General features: G+C 67.9%; 21 protein-coding genes. 13 read left to right on the top strand and 8 right to left on the bottom strand.

The genetic code is table 11. The features are described 5' to 3' along the window. Positions 1-22: 22 nt before the first annotated feature. Complete coding sequence (locus GTH22_RS16805) at positions 23-340, bottom strand: Hpt domain-containing protein (protein ID WP_252946700.1); 318 nt, start codon at positions 338-340, stop codon at positions 23-25. Between the two features lie 196 nt (positions 341-536). Between GTH22_RS16805 and GTH22_RS16800 the strand changes: the two genes are divergently transcribed. Then, positions 537-1,769: a SpoIIE family protein phosphatase gene (locus tag GTH22_RS16800; protein WP_252946699.1), complete on the top strand. Its 1,233-nt coding sequence runs from the start codon at positions 537-539 to the stop codon at positions 1,767-1,769. On the opposite strand, the gene GTH22_RS16795 is transcribed toward GTH22_RS16800, so the two are convergent. After that, complete coding sequence (locus tag GTH22_RS16795; protein ID WP_252946697.1) at positions 1,766-2,212, bottom strand: NUDIX domain-containing protein; 447 nt, start codon at positions 2,210-2,212, stop codon at positions 1,766-1,768. The two genes, GTH22_RS16800 and GTH22_RS16795, sit on opposite strands and share 4 nt — an antisense overlap. Before the next feature lie 77 nt (positions 2,213-2,289). Between GTH22_RS16795 and GTH22_RS16790 the strand changes: the two genes are divergently transcribed. The 6 genes from GTH22_RS16790 (at position 2,290) to GTH22_RS16765 (ending at position 8,709) form a co-directional block, all read left to right on the top strand. After that, positions 2,290-3,279 carry an Hsp33 family molecular chaperone HslO gene (locus GTH22_RS16790; RefSeq protein WP_252946696.1) on the top strand — a complete coding sequence of 330 codons (990 nt, stop codon included), beginning with the start codon at positions 2,290-2,292 and terminating at the stop codon, positions 3,277-3,279. Further along, positions 3,272-3,865, top strand: a complete 594-nt coding sequence (locus GTH22_RS16785) for a CoA pyrophosphatase (protein ID WP_252946694.1) — start codon at positions 3,272-3,274, stop codon at positions 3,863-3,865. Before GTH22_RS16790 ends, GTH22_RS16785 begins: the two co-directional genes overlap by 8 nt. Continuing rightward, the gene (locus GTH22_RS16780; RefSeq protein WP_252946693.1) at positions 3,862-4,998 is read left to right on the top strand and encodes a CCA tRNA nucleotidyltransferase; all 1,137 of its coding nucleotides are present in this window, start codon (positions 3,862-3,864) and stop codon (positions 4,996-4,998) included. The genes GTH22_RS16785 and GTH22_RS16780 overlap by 4 nt, the downstream gene beginning before the upstream one ends. Before the next feature lie 53 nt (positions 4,999-5,051). Further along, positions 5,052-6,899, top strand: a complete 1,848-nt coding sequence (locus tag GTH22_RS16775; RefSeq protein WP_252946691.1) for an ABC transporter ATP-binding protein — start codon at positions 5,052-5,054, stop codon at positions 6,897-6,899. A gap of 10 nt (positions 6,900-6,909) precedes the next feature. Then, entirely contained in the window at positions 6,910-8,118 is a 1,209-nt protein-coding gene (locus tag GTH22_RS16770; RefSeq protein WP_252946689.1) for a class I SAM-dependent RNA methyltransferase, read from the top strand. An 87-nt stretch (positions 8,119-8,205) separates the two neighbouring features. Further along, complete coding sequence (locus tag GTH22_RS16765; RefSeq protein ID WP_252946688.1) at positions 8,206-8,709, top strand: L,D-transpeptidase family protein; 504 nt, start codon at positions 8,206-8,208, stop codon at positions 8,707-8,709. A gap of 90 nt (positions 8,710-8,799) precedes the next feature. Here the strand turns inward: GTH22_RS16765 and GTH22_RS16760 are convergent, their stop codons facing one another. Then, positions 8,800-9,300, bottom strand: a complete 501-nt coding sequence (locus GTH22_RS16760; RefSeq protein WP_252946686.1) for a CAP domain-containing protein — start codon at positions 9,298-9,300, stop codon at positions 8,800-8,802. A gap of 183 nt (positions 9,301-9,483) precedes the next feature. Here GTH22_RS16760 and GTH22_RS16755 point away from each other — a divergent pair, with 183 nt between their 5' ends. Further along, on the top strand, positions 9,484-10,077 hold the full coding sequence (locus GTH22_RS16755) for a L,D-transpeptidase (RefSeq protein ID WP_252946685.1): 594 nt from the start codon (positions 9,484-9,486) through the stop codon (positions 10,075-10,077). Positions 10,078-10,217: 140 nt separating this feature from the next. Next, the gene (gene plsY, locus GTH22_RS16750; RefSeq protein WP_252946684.1) at positions 10,218-10,838 is read left to right on the top strand and encodes a glycerol-3-phosphate 1-O-acyltransferase PlsY; all 621 of its coding nucleotides are present in this window, start codon (positions 10,218-10,220) and stop codon (positions 10,836-10,838) included. A 36-nt stretch (positions 10,839-10,874) separates the two neighbouring features. Here the strand turns inward: plsY and GTH22_RS16745 are convergent, their stop codons facing one another. The 5 genes from GTH22_RS16745 to GTH22_RS16725 all read right to left on the bottom strand — a co-directional run bounded on the left by GTH22_RS16745 (position 10,875) and on the right by GTH22_RS16725 (position 14,791). Further along, a complete protein-coding gene (locus tag GTH22_RS16745) occupies positions 10,875-11,117 on the bottom strand; it encodes a hypothetical protein (RefSeq protein ID WP_252946683.1) in 243 nt (80 codons plus the stop codon). Positions 11,118-11,262: 145 nt separating this feature from the next. Further along, on the bottom strand, positions 11,263-12,633 hold the full coding sequence (locus GTH22_RS16740; RefSeq protein ID WP_252946681.1) for a glutamate--cysteine ligase: 1,371 nt from the start codon (positions 12,631-12,633) through the stop codon (positions 11,263-11,265). A gap of 60 nt (positions 12,634-12,693) precedes the next feature. Beyond that, positions 12,694-13,218, bottom strand: coding sequence for a hypothetical protein (locus tag GTH22_RS16735; RefSeq protein WP_252946679.1), 525 nt, complete (start codon positions 13,216-13,218; stop codon positions 12,694-12,696). Next, the gene (locus GTH22_RS16730; RefSeq protein ID WP_252946677.1) at positions 13,215-14,075 is read right to left on the bottom strand and encodes a GNAT family N-acetyltransferase; all 861 of its coding nucleotides are present in this window, start codon (positions 14,073-14,075) and stop codon (positions 13,215-13,217) included. Before GTH22_RS16730 ends, GTH22_RS16735 begins: the two co-directional genes overlap by 4 nt. Continuing rightward, positions 14,072-14,791 (bottom strand): 16S rRNA (uracil(1498)-N(3))-methyltransferase, encoded by a 720-nt coding sequence (locus GTH22_RS16725; RefSeq protein WP_252946676.1) that lies wholly within the window; start codon positions 14,789-14,791, stop codon positions 14,072-14,074. The genes GTH22_RS16730 and GTH22_RS16725 overlap by 4 nt, the downstream gene beginning before the upstream one ends. 12 nt (positions 14,792-14,803) lie before the next feature. Between GTH22_RS16725 and ubiA the strand changes: the two genes are divergently transcribed. The 4 genes from ubiA to GTH22_RS16705 all read left to right on the top strand — a co-directional run bounded on the left by ubiA (position 14,804) and on the right by GTH22_RS16705 (position 18,769). Further along, positions 14,804-15,766, top strand: a complete 963-nt coding sequence (gene ubiA / locus GTH22_RS16720; RefSeq protein WP_252946675.1) for a 4-hydroxybenzoate octaprenyltransferase — start codon at positions 14,804-14,806, stop codon at positions 15,764-15,766. A 72-nt stretch (positions 15,767-15,838) separates the two neighbouring features. Continuing rightward, entirely contained in the window at positions 15,839-17,809 is a 1,971-nt protein-coding gene (locus GTH22_RS16715) for an OmpA family protein (protein ID WP_252946673.1), read from the top strand. Next, positions 17,802-18,131, top strand: coding sequence for a hypothetical protein (locus GTH22_RS16710; protein WP_252946671.1), 330 nt, complete (start codon positions 17,802-17,804; stop codon positions 18,129-18,131). The genes GTH22_RS16715 and GTH22_RS16710 overlap by 8 nt, the downstream gene beginning before the upstream one ends. Continuing rightward, on the top strand, positions 18,128-18,769 hold the full coding sequence (locus tag GTH22_RS16705) for a DUF2268 domain-containing putative Zn-dependent protease (protein WP_252946669.1): 642 nt from the start codon (positions 18,128-18,130) through the stop codon (positions 18,767-18,769). Before GTH22_RS16710 ends, GTH22_RS16705 begins: the two co-directional genes overlap by 4 nt. The last annotated feature ends 88 nt before the right edge of the window (positions 18,770-18,857 follow it).

Genomic DNA, 18,857 nt, shown 5'->3' with positions numbered 1-18,857 from the left:
CGGGGCCGAATCCAAGGGGCTCTCAGGCAGGGCGGCCCTGCTCGAAGGCCGCGATCGACGCGCGAAAGCTGGCGGTGACGGCAGCGGCATCCGCCGGCCCGGCCTCGCCCGACCGCGCCCTGATCTCGGCGTCCTGGCAAAGCCGGGCCACTTCGGCAAAGCCCATGTTCAGCGCCGCGCTCTTCAGACAGTGAAAGTCCTCCTCCCAACTCCCCGATGCACCGTCCTCGAGCCGGGCAAGCACCTGCTCGGCCTCTTCCAGAAAGATCTCCTTCACCTCGCCAAAAACCTCCGCGCCTACATCCTCCCGCAATTCTGCCACGCGCCCCCAGTCAATCATTCCGCCCTCCTCTGGTCTCGGCAGCCCCAAAGCTAGGGCCGGCAGGTTGAAGAAGGATTACCGAAGCCATGAAGATCCTGCGGTTCACCCAACCTTAACCGCTCCCTGCCAAACCAACCGCGCAGTAACCAAAGAGCCGATCCACCCCGTGCAAAACGGCCTTCCTCATTCTGCGCCCTCGGCGCACGGCGCAGCTGTGAGCCCACGGCGCGTTCTGGTTGTCGACGACAGCCGGATGCAGCGCCGCATCCTCTGCGCCATGCTCACCAGATGGGGCTACGCCGTGCAGGAAGCCGCCGGCGCCAAGGAGGCGCTCGACATCTGCGTGGCCGACCCGCCCGATTTCGTGCTGTCGGACTGGATGATGCCCGGCATGAACGGCATCGAGTTCTGCTCGGTCTTCCGCGCCATCCCGCGCGAGAGCTACGGCTATTTCATCCTACTCACCTCCAAGAGCAGCACCGAGGAGGTCGCCGCCGGGCTCGATGCCGGGGCCGATGACTACCTCGCCAAGCCGATCTCCCCCGACGAGCTGCGCGCCCGCCTCGCGGCCGGAGAGCGCATCCTTGGCATCCATGCCGAGCTGGTCGAAAAGAACCGCCTGGTCAGCGAGACCCTCTCACAGATCTCCACCCTCTATGATTCGCTGGACCGCGACCTCCAGGGCGCCCGCAAACTCCAGCAATCGCTCATCAAGGAGCGGTTCCGCAGCTTCGGGCCGTCGCAGGTGTCGCTCCTGCTGCGCCCCTCCGGTCACGTCGGCGGCGATCTGGTCGGCTTCTTCTCGATCAACGCCGACCGGGTGGGCCTCTTTGCCATCGACGTGTCGGGCCACGGCGTCTCCTCGGCCCTGATGACCGCGCGCCTCGCCGGGTTTCTCTCCCCCACCTCCGCCGATCAGAACGTCGCCATGACCGAAAATGCACTCGGCCTCTACGACGCGATCCCCCCGGCAGAGCTCGCCACCACCCTCAACCGGCTCACCTTCACCGAGCTGGACACGGAGCACTACTTCACTCTCGCCTACGCCGACCTCGACCTGACCACAGGCGCCTTCACCCTCGTCCAGGCCGGCCACCCCCATCCGATGATCCTCCGCGCTTCCGGCACCATCGAATGCATCGGTGAGGGCGGCATGCCGATCGGGCTGGTCGAAGAGGCGGAGTTCGACCAGATCACCGGGCACCTCGCGCCGGGCGACAGGCTGTTTCTCATGTCCGACGGGCTCACCGAGGCGATGGACCCCGAGGGAAACATGCTCGACGAAGACGGGCTGGCCGCGCTCCTGCGCCGCAATGCCCAGACCCGCGGGCCGGGGTTTCTGGAGGCCCTCACATGGGATCTCTCGGAATTCACCGGCGCCCGCGACTTCGAGGATGACGTCTCCGCCGTACTCTTCGAGTTCGACGGTCCAAAGCAGCTGGGCTAGATCAACCCCGCAAGATACCGCGCCGCAAAATGCAGATCGCCCTGGTTGCCCAGAAGCCCGAGCGCCTCGTCCGCCTCCAGCCAGAGGTCCGAGTGCCCCGGTTCGCTCGGCGGCCCGAGGCGGCGCACCGGGCGCGCCAGCACCACGGTGCACAGCTTCTCAGCCCAAAGGTCATACTCCGGCATGTAGGTGAACCGCCGAAACGCCCCCAGCCGCCGCATTGGCGCTATCCGCCAGCCAGTCTCTTCCAGCACTTCCCGGTGCAGCGCCGCCAACGGCTGCTCGCCCGGATCAATCCCGCCGCCGGGCAGCTGAAACTCCGGTTTCGGCTCTTCCTGATAGGTCACCAGCAACCGCCCGTCGCGCGGCAGCAGCGCGTAAATTCCCGGCCTGCGCACGTAGCGCCGCCCCGCCTCGACCGGCTCACCAAATCGTCTCGTCACGTCCTGCCCCTTTGCCTTGCACGCCTGCGCCCTTATATGGCACCGACAAAGCACGCCTCTACCGTCAAGGAAAGCAAATGACCCTCGGTGCAAAGATCGCCTGGGATGACACCGTCCTGCCCTTTCAACTCGACCGCTCCGACATCCGCGGTCGGGTGGCCCGGCTTGACGGGGTTCTCGACGAGATTCTCGACCAGCACGACTATCCCGACCCGATCGAACAGCTCGTGGCCGAAATGGCCCTGCTGACCGCCATGATCGGCCACACCATGAAGCTCCGCTGGAAGCTTTCGCTGCAACTGCGCGGCGATGGCCCGGCCCGGCTCATCGCAACCGACTACTACGCGCCGGAGAGCGAGGGCGCCCCGGCCCGCATCCGTGCCTACGCCAGCTATGACAACGAGCGCCCCCTCACCGACAAGCCCTTCGATCTCATCGGCTCCGGCTACTTCGCCATCCTGATCGACCAGGGCGAGGGCACCACCCCCTACCAGGGCATCACCCCCATCGACGGCGGCTCGCTTTCGGCCTGCGCAGAGACCTATTTCGCCCAGTCCGAGCAGCTTCCCACCCGGTTCCACCTCCGCTACGGCCGCTCGCTCGATGCCGATGGCACCGCCGGCACATGGCGAGCGGGCGGCATGATGCTTCAGCTCATGCCCGAGGCCTCGCCCCTGCTGAAACCCGTCGAGGGCGAAGAGCCCCGCCTGCTCCAGCCCACCGACATGCTGGACGACGAGAACGAAGAGCACTGGAACCGCGCCAACATCCTGCTCGACACCGTCGAGGAGCTTGAGCTTGTCGGCCCCACCATCCAGCCGACCGACCTGCTGGTCCGCCTCTTCCATGAAGAGCGCCCGCGCGTCTTCGATCCGCAGGCCATCAAGTTCGGCTGCACCTGCTCCGAGGAGCGGGTGCGCCAGTCGCTCTCGATCTACTCGGCAAAGGACATCGCCACCATGACCACCGACGAGGGCCGGGTCACCGCAGATTGCCAGTTCTGCGGCGCGCATTACGATCTCGACCCGGCAACGCTGGGATTCGAGGCCAAGGATGGCGATGACTGATATCGAGTCGCGGCTTCTCGCGGCCATCGCCGCCCCCGGCCGCCCCTCGTCGGACTACGACCTCAACGCGAGTCACCCGGCGGTCAAGGTCAAGACGCGCGCCGCCGGGGTGCTGGTGGCAATCTCGCTCGCCGGGCCCGAGCCGCTGCTGTTCCTCACCAAGCGCAGCTCCAGGCTCAAGCACCACCCCGGCCAGATCGCCTTTGCCGGCGGCAAGGTCGATCCGGGCGATGCCGATGCCGTCGCCGCCGCACTCCGCGAGGCCGATGAGGAAATCGGCCTGCCGGTGGCCGCAACCCGGGTGCTCGGCACGCTGCCCTCGCATGAAACCGTCACCGGCTTCACGATCACCCCCGTCATCGGTGTGATCGACGCCGCCTTCACCCCGGTGCCCGAGGCCGGTGAGGTCACGGAGGTCTTCACCGTGCCCCTCGCCCATGTGCTCGACCCTGCCCGCTACTCGGTGCAGAGCCGCTTCTGGCAGGGCTACCATCGCCGCTATTTCACCGTGCCCTACGGCCCCTATTACATCTGGGGCGCGACCGCCCGGATGCTGCGCGCCCTGGCCGACCGGATGCCGCAATGACCCGCCTCACCGCCCCCTGGCTCTCTGCCCCCGGCCCGCAGGCTCTCTGCGCGGCGCTCGAGGCGGCCGGTCATCAGGCGCTCTTCGTCGGCGGCTGCGTCCGCAACACCCTGCTCGACGCCCCGGTCTCCGACCTCGACCTCGCCACCGATGCCCTCCCGCAAAACGTCACAGACATTGCCGGAAACGCCGGTTTTCGCACCATCCCCACCGGCATCGACCACGGCACCGTCACCGTGCTCGCCGGTGAGGAGCCCATCGAAGTCACCACCTTCCGGCAGGATGTGGCCACCGATGGCCGCCACGCCACCGTCGCCTTCGCCGATGATGTAGCCCAGGATGCCGCCCGCCGCGACTTCACCATGAATGCGCTCTATTGCGATGCGCGCGGCACCCTGGTCGATCCGCTCGATGGCCTCCCCGATCTCAAGGCGGGTCGGCTGCGCTTCATCGGCAGCGCCTCCGCCCGGATCGCAGAAGACTACCTGCGCATCCTGCGCTTCTTCCGCTTCACCGCCTGGTACGGCAATCCCGACCACGGGATCGACGCCGAGGGCCTCGCCGCCTGCGCCGATGGGGCCGACGGGCTCTCCCATGTCTCCGCCGAGCGCATCACCGCCGAGCTGCTCAAGCTCCTCGCCGCCCCGGGCCCGGCCCCCGCCGTGGCCGCGATGGCCGCCTCCGGCGTGCTGCACCACGTCCTGCCCGGCGCCGATGCGCCCACGCTCACCCGCTTCATCCACTTCGCTCCCAGCCCCGATGCCACCGCCCGCCTCGCCGCGCTGGGCGGCAGCCGCGACGGGCTGCGCCTCTCCCGCGCCGAGGATCGCCGGGTCGAAACCCTGCTGACAGCCGCCGCTTCCCTCGCCCCGCCTGCGGCTCTCGCCTACCACCACGGCGAAGCCGATGCGCTGGCCGCAATCCGGCTCCGCGCCGCGCAAACAGAGACTGTTCCACCTGAAAACGCCGCTTCGGAGGCACGCCACGGCGCCGCCCAAACCTTCCCCGTCGCCGCAGCAGACCTCATGCCGCAACTCTCCGGGCCAGCCCTCGGCGCCCGCCTGAAAGAGCTGGAGTCCCGCTGGATCGCCTCCGGCTTCACCCTCGGCCGGGAAGAGTTGCTGGCCCCCTAGTTTCTTTCCCTGCCGGTTGGGCTAAGTTGCTCCCGGACGCCGAAGGACCACCCATGCAACGCCTCGCCCGCCGCATTCCCAACCTGATCGACGCCTTCCGCCCCGCGGAGGGCCCGCCCCCCGCAACGCTCCTGCCCTTCATGCGCTGGGCCGTACGCGGGGCCGAGGTGCCACTGGTCGGCGCAGGCCTCCTCTTCGTGCTCACCGGCACGCTCGAGGTCATCACCGCGCTCCTGCTCGGCGACATCATCGACGCCGCCCTGTCCTCCGGCCCCGATGCCTTCTTCTCCACCCACCTCTGGCTGATCCTCGGCACCATCGCCTTCTTCGTCCTGATCCGCCCGGCCTGCTTTCTGGCCTCCGCGGCGGCCAACACGCTGGTGATCCAGCCCAACGTCATGCCGCTGGTGCTCTCGCGCCTGCACCGCTGGACCATGGGACAGGCGGTGCAGTTCTTCGACAACGACTTTGCCGGGCGTATCGCCCAGAAGCAGATGCAGACCGCGCGGGCCATCACCGATGTCGTCTCCGAGATGGCCAACACCGTCTGCTTCGCCCTCGCCTCCCTCATCGGCGCGGTGCTTCTGCTCATCGGGATCGACTGGCGCATCGCCCTCACCCTCGCCGTCTGGCTGGTGGCCTACCTCTCCCTCATCGGCTGGTACATGCCCCGCATCCGGGTGCGCTCCAAGGCCCGCGCCTCGGCACGCGCGATGGTGACGGGCCAGGTGGTGGACACGATCACCAACATAAAGACGGTCAAGCTCTTCGCCCATGCCGAACACGAAGATCGCGCCGCTCTGGGGGCCATGGGCAAGTTCCGCGAGGCCGTCATTCACGTCGGCACCCTCGCCGCCGGGTTCCGCGGTGTGCTCATGCTGCTGGCCGGCTTCCTGCCCGCCATGCTGATCGGCGGCACCCTTCTGCTCTGGCGCGGCGGCACGGCCACGGCGGGCGACATCGCGGCCGCCGGCACCATCGCCATCCGCATCGCCCAGATGACGGGCTGGGTCAGCCACACGCTGCTGGGCATCTATGCCAGCATCGGCGAAATCGAAGACGGCATGCGCACGCTCACCCCGCGCCACTCCGTCACCGATGCCCCCGATGCAACCTCGCTCGACGTGCCCACCGGCGAGATCGAGTTTCGCGATGTCACCTTCACCTACGGCCGTGAAAAAGAAGGCCTGCGCGGCGTGAACCTGCGCGTCACCCCCGGCGAGCGCCTCGGCATCGTCGGCGCGTCCGGCGCCGGCAAATCCACCCTCGTCGCCCTGCTCCTGCGTCTCTACGACACCGAAGAGGGCAAGATCCTGATCGACGGGCAAGACATCTCGACCGTCACGCAGGAGAGCCTCCGCCGGGCTATTTCGATGGTCACGCAGGACACCGCCATGTTCAATCGCTCCGCCCGCGACAACCTCAAGTACGGCTTCCCCGATGCCCAGGATGAGGAAATGGAAGAGGCCGCCCGACGCGCCGAGGCCCATGAGTTCGTCACCGGCCTGGAAGATTTCAACAGCCGCACCGGCTACGATGCCCACCTCGGCGAGCGCGGGGTGCGCCTTTCCGGCGGCCAGCGCCAGCGCGTCGCCCTCGCCCGCGCGATCCTGAAGAACGCACCCATCCTGGTGCTGGACGAGGCCACCTCGGCGCTCGATTCCGAGGTCGAGGCCCAGATCCAGACCGCGCTCGACGAGGTGATGGAGGGCAAGACCGTGCTCGCCATCGCCCACCGCCTCTCCACCATCGCCCGAATGGACAGGATCCTCGTGCTCGATGCCGGGCAGATCGTCGAAGAGGGCACCCACGAGGAGCTTGTGGCACTGGGCGGGCGCTACGCGGGCTTCTGGCACCGCCAGTCCGGTGGTTTCCTTGACGTGACCGAAGCCGCCGAGTAACGCCGGTTCCATGACAGATGCGGTGATCGAACGGTTGAACTTGCGCGGCGAAGGCGTGGCCGAGGGCCTGCCGCCCATTCCGCGCGTGCTCCCGGGCGAGGAAGTCTCTGTTTCACCCGAAAAGCTGCAAATCCTCACGCCGTCCGAGCATCGCGTCTCGCCGCCCTGCCGCCACTACAAGGCCTGCGGGGCCTGCGCCATGCAGCACGCCTCCGACAGTTTCGTGGCCGACTGGAAAACCTCTGTCATCGCGCAAGGCCTGTCCGCGCAGGGGCTGACCACCCGGATCCGTCCCATCCTCACCTCGCCCCCCGCCTCGCGCCGCCGCGCCACGCTGCACGGGCGGCGCACCAAGAAGGGGGCCATGGTCGGCTTCATGGCCCGCGCCTCCGACGTGCTGGTCGACGTGCCCGACTGCCAGGTGCTCCACCCCGCAATCCTCGCCGCAACCTCCGCGCTCGAGGCCTTCACCCGCCTCACGGCCACCCGCACCGCCGGAGTGGATCTTGCCGTCACGGTCTCCGAAGCAGGGCTCGATCTCCGCATCACCGGCGGTCGCGCCGCCGACCGGGGCCTGCTGGCCGAACTGGCGCAGCTTGCCGGGCAGCACGGGCTGGCCCGCCTCACCTACGGCGACGAACCCATTGCCACCCGCGAGCCACCTGCCCAGCGCTTCGGCCCGGCCCGCGTGGTGCCCCCGCCGGGCGCATTCCTTCAGGCCACCGCCCACGGCGAGGCCACGCTGCTCGCCGCGGTGCAAGAGGCCATCGGGCCGGAACAGAGCCTTGTCGCCGACCTTTTCGCCGGCTGCGGCACCTTCTCGCTGCCGCTGGCCCGCGATGTCGAGGTGGAGGCCTACGAGGGCGACGCCGCCCTTACCGCCGCCCTCGATGCCGGCTGGCGCAGCACCGGCGGCACCCTGCGCCGCACCACGGCCCACACCCGCGATCTCTTCCGCCAGCCGCTCCTGCCCGACGAGCTGGCCCGCTACGGCGCCGTGGTCATCGACCCGCCCCGCGCCGGCGCCGAGGCCCAGCACCGCGCCCTCGCCACCTCTTCCGTGCCCCGCATCGCCGCCGTGTCCTGCAACCCCGTCACCTTCGCCCGCGATGCCCGCATTCTCACCGAAGGCGGCTACCGGCTCGACTGGGTTCAGCCCGTCGACCAGTTCCGCTGGTCCTCCCATGTCGAGCTGGCGGCACAGTTCACGCAGGCGTGAGTCGGCGCCGCAGCGGCTTCCACGATGGGCCAAAATCCGTATAGTGCTGGCAAAACAAGACACAGGCAAAATGCTGGGGATTCAACGGTGAAAAAGCTTACGCGCCGCGCCGCGCTCTTCGGCGCCACGGCCCTCGCTCTGGCGGGATGTTCGAGCAAGTTCAAAACCTACAACGGCCCGGAGGTCACGCGCATCGTCGTCTACAAGGACCGTCGGCGCATGTATCTCCTGCACCACCAAGACGTGCTCAAGGAGTACAAGATCGGCCTCGGCTTCGCGCCGCGCGGGCACAAGCAGTTCGAGGGCGACGGCAAGACCCCCGAGGGCCGCTACACCATCGACCGGCGCAACCCCAACTCCAGCTTCCACCTCTCGATCGGCATTTCCTATCCCAACGAGCGCGACCGGGCCTATGCCGCCGAGCAGGGCAAGAAGCCGGGGGGCGACATCTTCATCCACGGCGCCCGCGAGAGCAAACGCGACCGCAAGGGCTCGGATTGGACGGCCGGCTGCATCTGGGTGAAGAACCGCGAGATCGAGAACATCTACGCCATGGTCCGCGACGGCACCCCGATCGACATCCACCCCTGACGCCCGCGCACAGGCCCCAAACGCAAAACGCCCGGCTCTCTGGCCGGGCGTTGTGTTTTTCGGTCGGCGCGCTTGCAGCCAATCGCCGTGTCAGCTGCCGGTGATCAGCGTCCACCAGATCTTGCCGTTCTGCTCCTGATGCCAGGCAATCCCCAGATTGCGGGCGGCGGGCGAAAGGATCACGTCACGCGTGTCGCTCTGCTCCATCCAGGCCGAAACGGTCTCGATCTCGGATTCGAAGGTCTCGCTGATGTTCTCGCCCACGAACTGCCCGGCGTAGCCCGTGCGCCGCACCCGGTCGAGCGGGCTGGAGCCGTCCGAGCCAAAGTGCCAGGGCCGGTTCTGCACCGCCATATCGCGCGAATGCGTCGCGGCGGCGGCGTTCAGCTCCGAGCTGAGGGCCACAGGGCTCACGCCCCGCGCCGCACGCAGCTCGTTCACGGTGTCGAGCACCCGGTAGGGGATCTGGTTGGCGTCCCGCGCGGTGATGTTGTACACCCGCACCCCGCCATCCGTTCCGGTCGTAACAGCCGGAGAACAGCCCGCCAGCGCCAGCGCGCTCACGGCAATCAACGTAATCATCCGCAACATGATGAAAGGCAGCCCCCATGTTCAGTATCGGAGGAAAGCCATAAACACATGTCCCGCCTTCTGCAATTGCACTGCGTTCACGTTTGCCGTTTTCCGGGGTGTTTGATTTGCGACTGCGGCTTTCCCGCAATATAGTTTCGCCTTGTCGGGGCCTGCCACCCGTCACAACCGTTCGAGGCCAGTATGTCAGATCAATCCATTTCCAGGATCAACCGCCGCGCCTTTCTCGGCGCCACCGCCGCCGCCGCCGTCCTGCCTGCCACCCTTCGCGCCGAAACCGTCGATCCCTCCGCGCTCGGGCCGCAGGCCGAGGTCGCGCGCAACATCTCCAGCTTCCGCTCGCTCGACTGGCGCCCCTATTTCAGCACCACCCGGGGCGGGGCCATCCTTGTCGATCTCACCTCGCGGGCGCTGCACTACTGGTCGTCCGACCAGTCGGTCTACAAGCTCTACCCCACCTCGGTCCCGATCACCGAGGATCTCACCCGCCGCGGCCGCACCTCCGTGGCCCGCAAGGTCGAGGGCCCCACTTGGTCGCCCACCCCGGCCATGAAGCGGCGCAACCCCGAATGGCCCGATTTCGTGCCCGCCGGGCCCGACAATCCGCTCGGCACCCATGCGCTCTACCTCGGCTGGACCTACTACCGCATCCACGGCACCCACGACACGCGCAAGATCGGCCGCAAGTCGTCCAACGGCTGCATCGGGCTCTACAACGAGCACATCGCGGAGCTGTTCGGCCTCGTCGGCGTCGGTGCGCAGGTGCTGCTCATCTGAGGCACCCCGCCAGCACAAACAGCAGGGCGGCACCATCACGGGCCGCCCTTTTCATTTTGCCACACCCGCCACGCGCCGAAGCGTTAACCCTTGCCGACAAACGGCCACCTATCGCATAGATCAGGGCAAAAGGATCTTCGATGCCCGAAATCACCACCGCCCTCCCCCTGCTCGCGCTCACGGCGCTGCTGGCCTACCTGCTGGGCTCGGTGCCCTTCGGCATGGTCATGGCGCGGCTGTTCGGGCTGGGAGATCTGCGGGCCATCGGGTCGGGCAACATCGGGGCCACCAACGTGCTGCGCACCGGCAACAAGCTGGCCGCCTTCCTGACTCTGGTGCTCGATGCCGGCAAGGGCGGCATCGCCGTGCTGCTCGCCCGTTTCCTGCTGGGAGAAGATGCGGCGCAGATCGCGGGGCTCTTTGCCTTCCTCGGCCACCTCTTTCCGGTCTGGCTCAAGTTTCACGGCGGCAAGGGCGTGGCAACCTTCCTCGGCACGCTGCTGGCGCTGCACCCGCTCACCGGGCTTGCCGCCTGCGGCACATGGCTGATCGTCGCCCTGGCCACCCGGCTGAGTTCGCTCGCCGCGCTGATCTCCGCCGCCACCTCGACCTTCTGGATGTTCACGCTGGGCTACGGCAACGGCTTCTTTCTCGGCATCGCGCTGACGGTGCTCATCTACCTGCGCCACGTCGAGAACATCCGCCGCCTCAAGGCCGGCACCGAAACCCGCATCGGCGAGAAAAAGAAAACCGGGCCCTGAGGCCCGGTTTCCTGTCGTCCCAACTGTCCGCGGGTCTTACCGACCGGCCAGCTTTTCCACCGCTTCGGCAGTGCGGCGGGTGTTGTTGTAGGTGCCGATCTGGATGAAGAACATCGCCATGATCACCACCGCGCCCAGCAGACCACCGATGATGATGCCGAGGCCAACGACCTCGCCCTGGGCCAGCACCACGATGCCGCCAACCACGCCACCGATGGCGTAGATCGCACCGATCACCCAGATCAGTACTTCGAAAATCTTGATAATTGTATTGCGCATGGAATGACTTCCCTCTTCGTGTTCAATGCCTTGTGCCCGGAGATTGAGCACTTTTTACCGTTGGGTCAAGGAGTGTTAACATTTCCGTGTGCTGCGCCCGCAATGTGACGGAAGTTTTCACGTAAACCTCACGTTGCCCCAACGGTCAGTAGCTGTAGGCAGGGTAGATCCGGCTGAGATCGCCGTTCCAATCCGTCGCATAATGCTCCAGCAGCTCGTCCGCCGGGGTCTTGCCGCTGGTCACACTGTCCTGAAGCGCATTCAGAAAGTGGGTTTCATCCGGCACCATGCCCCCCGCGCCGGGACGGGCCCGCGCCTTGAGCCCGTCATGGGCGATCGACACGGCTTCCCGCGCCAGATCGAGCACTTTCATGCCCCCGACCTCACCCGCAAGCCCCTGCTCCCCGGCCGAGACGCGCAGCGCCTCGCGGGTTTCGGCGTCCCAGCCCTTCACCATGTCCCATGCCGCGTCCAGCGCGCCCTGGTCATAGGTCAGCCCGACCCAGAAGGCGGGCAGCGCACAGAGCCGCCGCCACGGGCCGCCGTCGGCGCCGCGCATCTCGATGAACTTCTTCAGCCGCGCCTCGGGGAAGGCCGTTGTCAGGTGGTCGGCCCAGTCGCTGAGGGTCGGGGTCTCGCCCGGCAGCGCGGGCAGCTCGCCCTTCAGGAAGTCGCGGAACGACTGGCCCAGCGCATTGATGTATTTGCCGTCGCGGTAGACAAAGTACATCGGCACATCCAGCGCGTATTGCACATAGGCCTCAAAGCCGAAGCCCTCCTCGAACACGAAGGGCAGCATCCCGGTGCGGGCGGCATCCATGTTGCGCCAGACGTAGCTGCGATAGCTGCGCATCCCGTTCGGCTTGCCCTCGAAGAAGGGCGAATTCGCAAAGAGCGCCGTGGCAATCGGTTGCAGCGCCAGCGCCACCCGCATCTTCTGCACCATGTCCGCCTCGGAGCCGAAGTCGAGGTTCACCTGCACCGTGCAGGTGCGCCGCATCATGGTGGTGCCGGTGGTGCCGACGCGGCCCATGTAGTCGTTCATCAGCTTGTAGCGGCCCTTGGGCATGAGCGGCATCTCGTCATGCATCCATTCCGGCGCAGCGCCCAGCCCGATGAAGCCCACGCCGATCTCGTCCGAAACCTCCTTCACCTCGCGCAGGTGCTCGTTCACCTCGTCGCAGGTCTGGTGGATGGTCTCCAGCGTCGCCCCGCTGAGTTCCAGCGCGCCCCCCGGCTCGAGGCTGACGTTCGCGCCATCCTTCTCCAGCCCGATGAGGTAGCCGTTCTCCTCTACCGGCGCCCAGCCGAAGCGGTCACGCAGCCCGGTCAGAACCGCCTGAATGGAGCGCTCCCCCTCGTAGGGCAGCGGCTTCAGCGTGTCCTTGCAATAGCCGAACTTCTCGTGCTCGGTGCCGATCCGCCAATCCTCGCGGGGCTTGCACCCGGCTTCCAGGTATTCGGCAAGTTGCGCGTGCCGCTCGATCGGCCCGCCGCCGGACTGGGGGATAGACATATTCTGGCTCCGGGGTTCTTGCCGACTGAACAATCAGACTTGGCGGCATTGGTTATGAAGTCAATGCACCAGAAGTCTATCCTTCTGCCACACGATAAAGAGCCGCGGTTCGGTGCTTCCCGAGGCCGCGATGACCTGCTCGTAACGGGCACCGGCAAAACCGGCAAGCGCATCCACCATCTTCTCCGACCCTGCCGCCGAGGCAGGAATGCGCGCCGTGCCCTCCGGCGTGACCCAGAGCCAGAACAGATCATCCTCCATCGGCCCGTCGCCGGTGGTCTCTATCTCGATCCGCATCACCTCCGGAAGCGACACCACCATGCCGCCCTCGCCGGTGAGGTAGCGCAGCGCGCCCTCGTCCAGCTCGATCACCCCGCGCCCGCCACTGCGCGGGCGAATGCGGGCACGTTGCAGCCCGGCATAAAAGCCGAACAGCCCGAACGAGATCATCGCCACCGCCAGCCACCAGACCAGCCCCGAACCCTGAAGCCCCAGCCAGACGCCCACCGCAACAACGAACCCGGCGGCAATGCATTCGCGCCAGCGGTGCAGATGTGCCCGCGCCTCGGGGCGGATCAGGCTCATGCCATCACCCGCACGGGCTGGGGCCTCTCGAGCAGCGCAATCCGGTAACTGCCCACCCGCTCGAAGCCGATCGCCTCGTAAACCCGCGCCGCCTCCGGGTTGTTGGCAAACAGCACCGCCGTCGCCACGCCCCGCGCCCGCTCCTCCGCCAGCAACGCCGCCGTCACCCTCCGGCCCCGCCCGACGCGACGCAGATCGCGCGGCACATGCACCGAGCCAAGCTGCACCATGTCGCCGGCACGGGCGTTGACCCCGGCCATGCCGACCGGCGCGCCATCTTCCACCAGAAGCCGCAGGTTGTCCTCCGTCACCACCCGCGCCGCCCGCCGCCGGGCATCCGCCACGGCCTGGTTCTTGCTGCGCGAAAATTGCGTGTCGAGAAAATGCTCGGCAAACCAGCGCCGCAGCATGTCCTCGTCCTCCGGGCGGGAAGGCCGGATCTCGGCCTCCGGGTCGGTGAGCCGCGCCAGGTCCAGCCGATAGAGCGGTTCGGCATGGTTCAGCGTAAATCCCGCATCCGCCAGCCCGAGCCCCTCCATCGCCGCCTGCACCTGCCCGTCCTCGCCTGTCATCCCGGCAATCCGCCGCCCCGCCAGCGCCCCGGCCACCGCGGGCCACAGCCCCGGCAGCGGCTCGGGCACCTGCGCCATCAGAAACCCGTCATTGTTGCAGCCCACCACCGCACGGATCTCGCCCCTTTCGGTCTCCGCCATCCAGAAGGTGCTGGAATGCGGATGGTCGCCCGGCACAAGGCCATGGGTCTCCAGATTGCCGCGCAGAAACATCGAGCTGTTCGGATGCTGCGCCAGAAACGCCTCCATCCGCGCCTCCTCGCCGGGCTGCGCCTGCCGGATCATTGCCAGTCTCCATGGGTGGTCTGCCACAGCGTCAGTGCCGCCACCGCCGCCGTGTCTGCCCGCAGAATGCGCGGCCCGAGGCTCACCGCATGGGCCTGCTCCATCGCCGCCAGCCGGTCCCGCTCGCCTTGCGAAAACCCGCCCTCCGGCCCGATCAGCACCGCCCAAGGCCCGGCCTCGCCACCAAGCCGCCGGTCTTCACCCACCAGCGCCTCGTTGCAGAACATCAGCCTGCGCTCCTGCGGCCAGCTCTCGAGCAGCGCCGAGAGCTTCACCGGCTCGCAGACCTCGGGCACAAAGGTCCCGCCGCATTGCTCCGCCGCCTCCACCGCATGGGCCTGAAGCCGGTCCACCCGGACCCGCTCGGCATTGGTGAACTCGGTGAGCACCGGCACGATCCGCCGCGCGCCCATCTCGGTGGCCTTCTCCACAATGAAATCCGTCCGCGCCTTCTTGATCGGCGCGAAGCACAGCCACAGATCGGGCGGCGACACCTGCGGCCCGGTCTGCTCGCGACACTCCAGAACCGGGTTGCGCTTGTTGGCTACAAGCACCTCGGTCCGCCACTCGCCCGCCGCGCCGTTGAACAGCAAAACCTGGTCGCCCGCCCCCAGCCGCATCACCGCAAACAGGTAATGCGCCTGCTCCCGCGACAATCCAACGGTTTGCCCCGCGGCCAGCGGGTGGTCTACATGGAGGCGGATTTTTGCTTTCATGGGGCCAGAGATATGCACGCCGAGACCGAAAGGCCAGATGCCGGGCAAGTCGCGGATGCCGTCTCGGGCAACTGGGTCGACCGCTGGGCGCCCCCCGCCACCCGCCCCTACCTCCGCCTCTCCCGCGCCGACCGGCCCATCGGCACATGGCTCCTTCTGCTGCCCTGCTGGTGGGGCGTGCTGCTGGCGGCAGCCTCGACCGGCTGGCGCTGGTTCGACCTCTGGATCATCCTCGGCTGCGGCATCGGCGCCGTTCTGATGCGCGGCGCGGGCTGCACCTGGAACGACATCACCGACCGCCATATCGACGGCTCGGTGGCCCGCACCCGCTCGCGGCCCATCCCCTCGGGCGCGGTCACCGTGCGGCAGGCGGCGGCATGGATGGCAGCCCAAGCGCTGGTGGCCTTCGCCATCCTGCTCACCTTCCCGCCCATGGCCATCTGGCTCGGCGTGGCCTCCCTCGGCCTCGTCTGCATCTACCCCTTCGCCAAGCGCTTCACATGGTGGCCGCAGATCTTCCTCGGGCTGGCCTTCAACTGGGGCGCCCTCCTCGCCTGGGCCGCCCATACCAACGCGCTCTCCCTCGCGCCCGCCTTCCTCTACCTCGCCGGCATCGCCTGGACGGTGTTCTACGACACCATCTATGCCCACCAGGACATCGAGGACGACGCCCTCATCGGCGTCAAATCCACCGCCCGCCTCTTCGGCGAAAGCTCCCCCTCCATCCTCCGCCTCTTCCTCGCCCTCACCATCACCCTGCTGACCGTCGCCATGATCGCCGCCCTGATCGAGCCCGCCTCCCCCCTGCAACTGGCCCTCGCAGCCGGCGGGGCCTGGGCCATGGGCTGGCACCTCGCCTGGCAGCTCGGTCAGCTCGACATCGAAAACCCCGCCACCTGCCTGCGCCTGTTCCGCTCCAACCGCGACGCCGGGCTCATCCCTGTGCTGTTTCTCGCCGCCGTCATCCTTCTGTGATCGCAGCATGATTGCACCCGGCGGCGGGGCGCTCTAAAGCAAGGATCAACCCGCAGCCGTGCCGGAGTGTTCATGCGCCTCAGCCCCAAGTTCGTCACCCTCGCCGCGCTCATCGTCGCCGCCGTGCTCTGCTACTTCAGCGCCACCGCCGCCGCAGGGCTCATCGAACGCGGGTCTCACTCCGCGGTGAAGACGGCGCTGATCGAAGGCGGACACGACTGGGCCACGGTGCAGACAGACGGCCTGCAAGTGCGCCTCGCCGGCACCGCCCCCTCCGAGGCAGCCCGCTTCCGGGCGCTCTCCGCCACCGGCGCCGTGGTCGATGCCACCCGCGTCATCGACCAGATCGAGGTCGAGCCCGCCAAGCCCATCACCGCCCCCAAGTTCTCCATCGAGATCCTGCGCAACGACGACGGAATCTCGATGATCGGCCTCATCCCCGCGCAGGTCGACCGCGACGAGTTCGCCGAGCGCATCACCGGCGCCGTGGGCAGCGACGTGGCCATCACCGACCTGCTCGAAACCGCCGACTACCCCCTGCCCGAAGGCTGGGACCGCGCCGTCAAGTTCGGCCTCTACGCGCTCAAGGCCCTGCCGCGCTCCAAGGTCTCCATCGCCGCCAACCGCGTGGCCGTCACCGCCATCTCCTCCTCCGGCGCCGAGAAGCGCAGGCTCGAAACCATGCTCGCCCGCGAGGCCCCCGACGGGGTCAAACTCGTGGTCGACATCACCGCGCCCCGGCCCGTCATCACCCCCTTCACCCTGCGCTTCCTGATCGACGAGAACGGCACCGCCCGCTTCGATGCCTGCTCCGCCGACACCGAGGAAACCCGCCGCCGCATCCTCTCCGCCGCCCGCTCCGTCGGGCTCGAAGGCCAGGCCGATTGCGTGCTCGGCCTCGGCGTGCCCACCCCCGACTGGGCCACCGCCGCCGAACAGGCCATCGCCGCCGTGGGCGAGCTGGGCGGCGGCGCCGTCACCTTCTCCGATGCCGACATCTCCCTCATCGCGCTTGCCGGCACCGCGCAGAATGACTTCGACCGCGTCGTCGGCGATCTCGAAAGCAACCTCCCCGAGGTCTTCTCGCTCGCCTCCAATCTCCCCGAGAAGGTCAGCGTCGATGGCACCGGCGAGGCCGATCAGGGGCCGCCCGAATTCGTCGCCACCCGCTCCCCCGAGGGCCGCGTGGCCCTGCGCGGCCGGGTGACCAACGAGCAGGTCCGCGAGGCGGTGCGCAGCTTCGCCCAGGCCAGCTTCGGCTCCGAAGCGGTCTACCTCGCCACCCGCCTCGATCCCGACCTCCCCGATGGCTGGCCGATCCGCGTGCTCGCCGGGCTCACCGCCCTCGGACAGTTGAACAACGGCACCGTCGTCGTGCAGCCCGCCTACATCGAGGTGCGCGGCATCACCGGCAACCCCGATGCCAAGGCCGAGATCGCCCGCCACCTCGCCGAAAAGTTGGGCGAAGGCGCGCATTTCGAACTCGCCGTCACCTACCAGGCCGAGCTCGACCCGCTGGCCGACCTGCCCACCCCCGAGCAGTGCCTCGCCAAGATCGTCGCCATCAACCAGGCCACGAAGATCACCTTCGAACCCGGCTCGACCGAAATCACCGGCCCCGCCGTCGGCGTGATGGACCGCATCGCCGAGGTGCTGAAGGGCAAGTGCTCCGAAATCGACTTCGCCTTCCAGATCGGCGGCCACACCGACAGCCAAGGCCGCGAACAGATGAACCAGCAGCTCTCCCAGCAGCGCGCCGACGCCGTGCTTCAGGCCCTGATGGACCGCCGCGTGCTCACCGGCCGGATCACCTCCATCGGCTACGGCGAGGCAATCCCGATCGCGGACAACGAAACCGAAGAGGGCCGCGAGGCCAACCGCCGCATCGAGTTCAAGCTCGTCTCTGCCGCGGGTGCCGAAGAGGCTGGCGCTGCCGGGGCTGATGGGGCAGAAGGTGAGAACCCGTCAGATGACGCAGTTGCCACCGAGGCTGCCACCGACGGCGCAGAAGAAGAAGGCGAGGCGGAGACCCCGGGTGAGTAGATCAGAGTTCATCATCGTCACGGCAATCATCCTCTTTGTCGCCTTCATGCTCGGATGGTTCGCCAACTGGCTCATCCACCGCCTCAGCCGGGTGACCCAGTCCGAGATAGGCGAACTCGACAAGATGGCCCAATCGCTCCACGAAGCCGAAGAAACCCGCGACCAGGCCATCGCCTACCTCCAGCAGCGCGAGGCCGAGCTGACCAACCAGCTCTCCCAGACCGAAGCCGAACTCTCGGCCGCCATGGACGGCCTGCGCGACGCCCGCCGCGAGGCCGAAGAGCTGCGCAGCTACATCGAGCGCCACCAGCAGGCCGGATGAGCGCGGCCTCCCTCGCTCTGCACCTCTGCAACGCCCGCGGCGCCCTCGATGGCCTCGCCCCCTGGCTCACCCAGGCCATCCACACCACCCACGCCCGCGCCGCCGCCCGCCTTCCCCTCGGCCCGCTCGACATCGTGTTGCGCGCCGGCACCCAGGTCATTCCCGAGAAGGGCCACGTCGGCCTCGCCCCCGGCCCCGGCACGCTGATCCTCACGGTCGATCCGCAAAACCCGGCCCTCGCCCAAAACACCAACGAGAGCTTCGAGCGCATGGTCGCCCACGAGCTGCACCACGCCGCCCGGTGGGACGGGCCGGGCTACGGCACCACCCTCGGCGCCACCCTCGTTTCCGAAGGCCTCGCCTGCCACTTCGCGCAGGATCTCTTCGGCCCGCCGCTGGAGCCTTGGGAAAACGCCGTGCCGGACGCGCTTCAAAGCCACCGCGAAACCATCCGCACCCTCTGGTCCGATCCCGGCTATGACCACAACGAATGGTTCTTCGGCACCGGCGTCTACCCGCTATGGCTCGGCTACGCCGCCGCCACCCAGCTCGTCGCCCGCTACTTCGCCGAACACCCCACCGCCACCTCGGCCGCCCTCGCCCACGACCCGCCAGAGCACTTCCGCCCGCTGGTCTGACCGCGCCCCGTTCATTTTCTTGCTGCAAATATCTCCGGGGGTGTGGGGGCTGGCCCCCACTCCAAGCCCCGCACAACGAAGCACGGCC

The sequence above is a fragment of the Oceanicola sp. 502str15 genome, from assembly GCF_024105635.1.
GTDB lineage: Bacteria > Pseudomonadota > Alphaproteobacteria > Rhodobacterales > Rhodobacteraceae > Vannielia.
The sequence above is the reverse complement of the archived record's forward strand: the minus strand, read 5'-3'. Positions and strand labels throughout refer to the sequence as shown.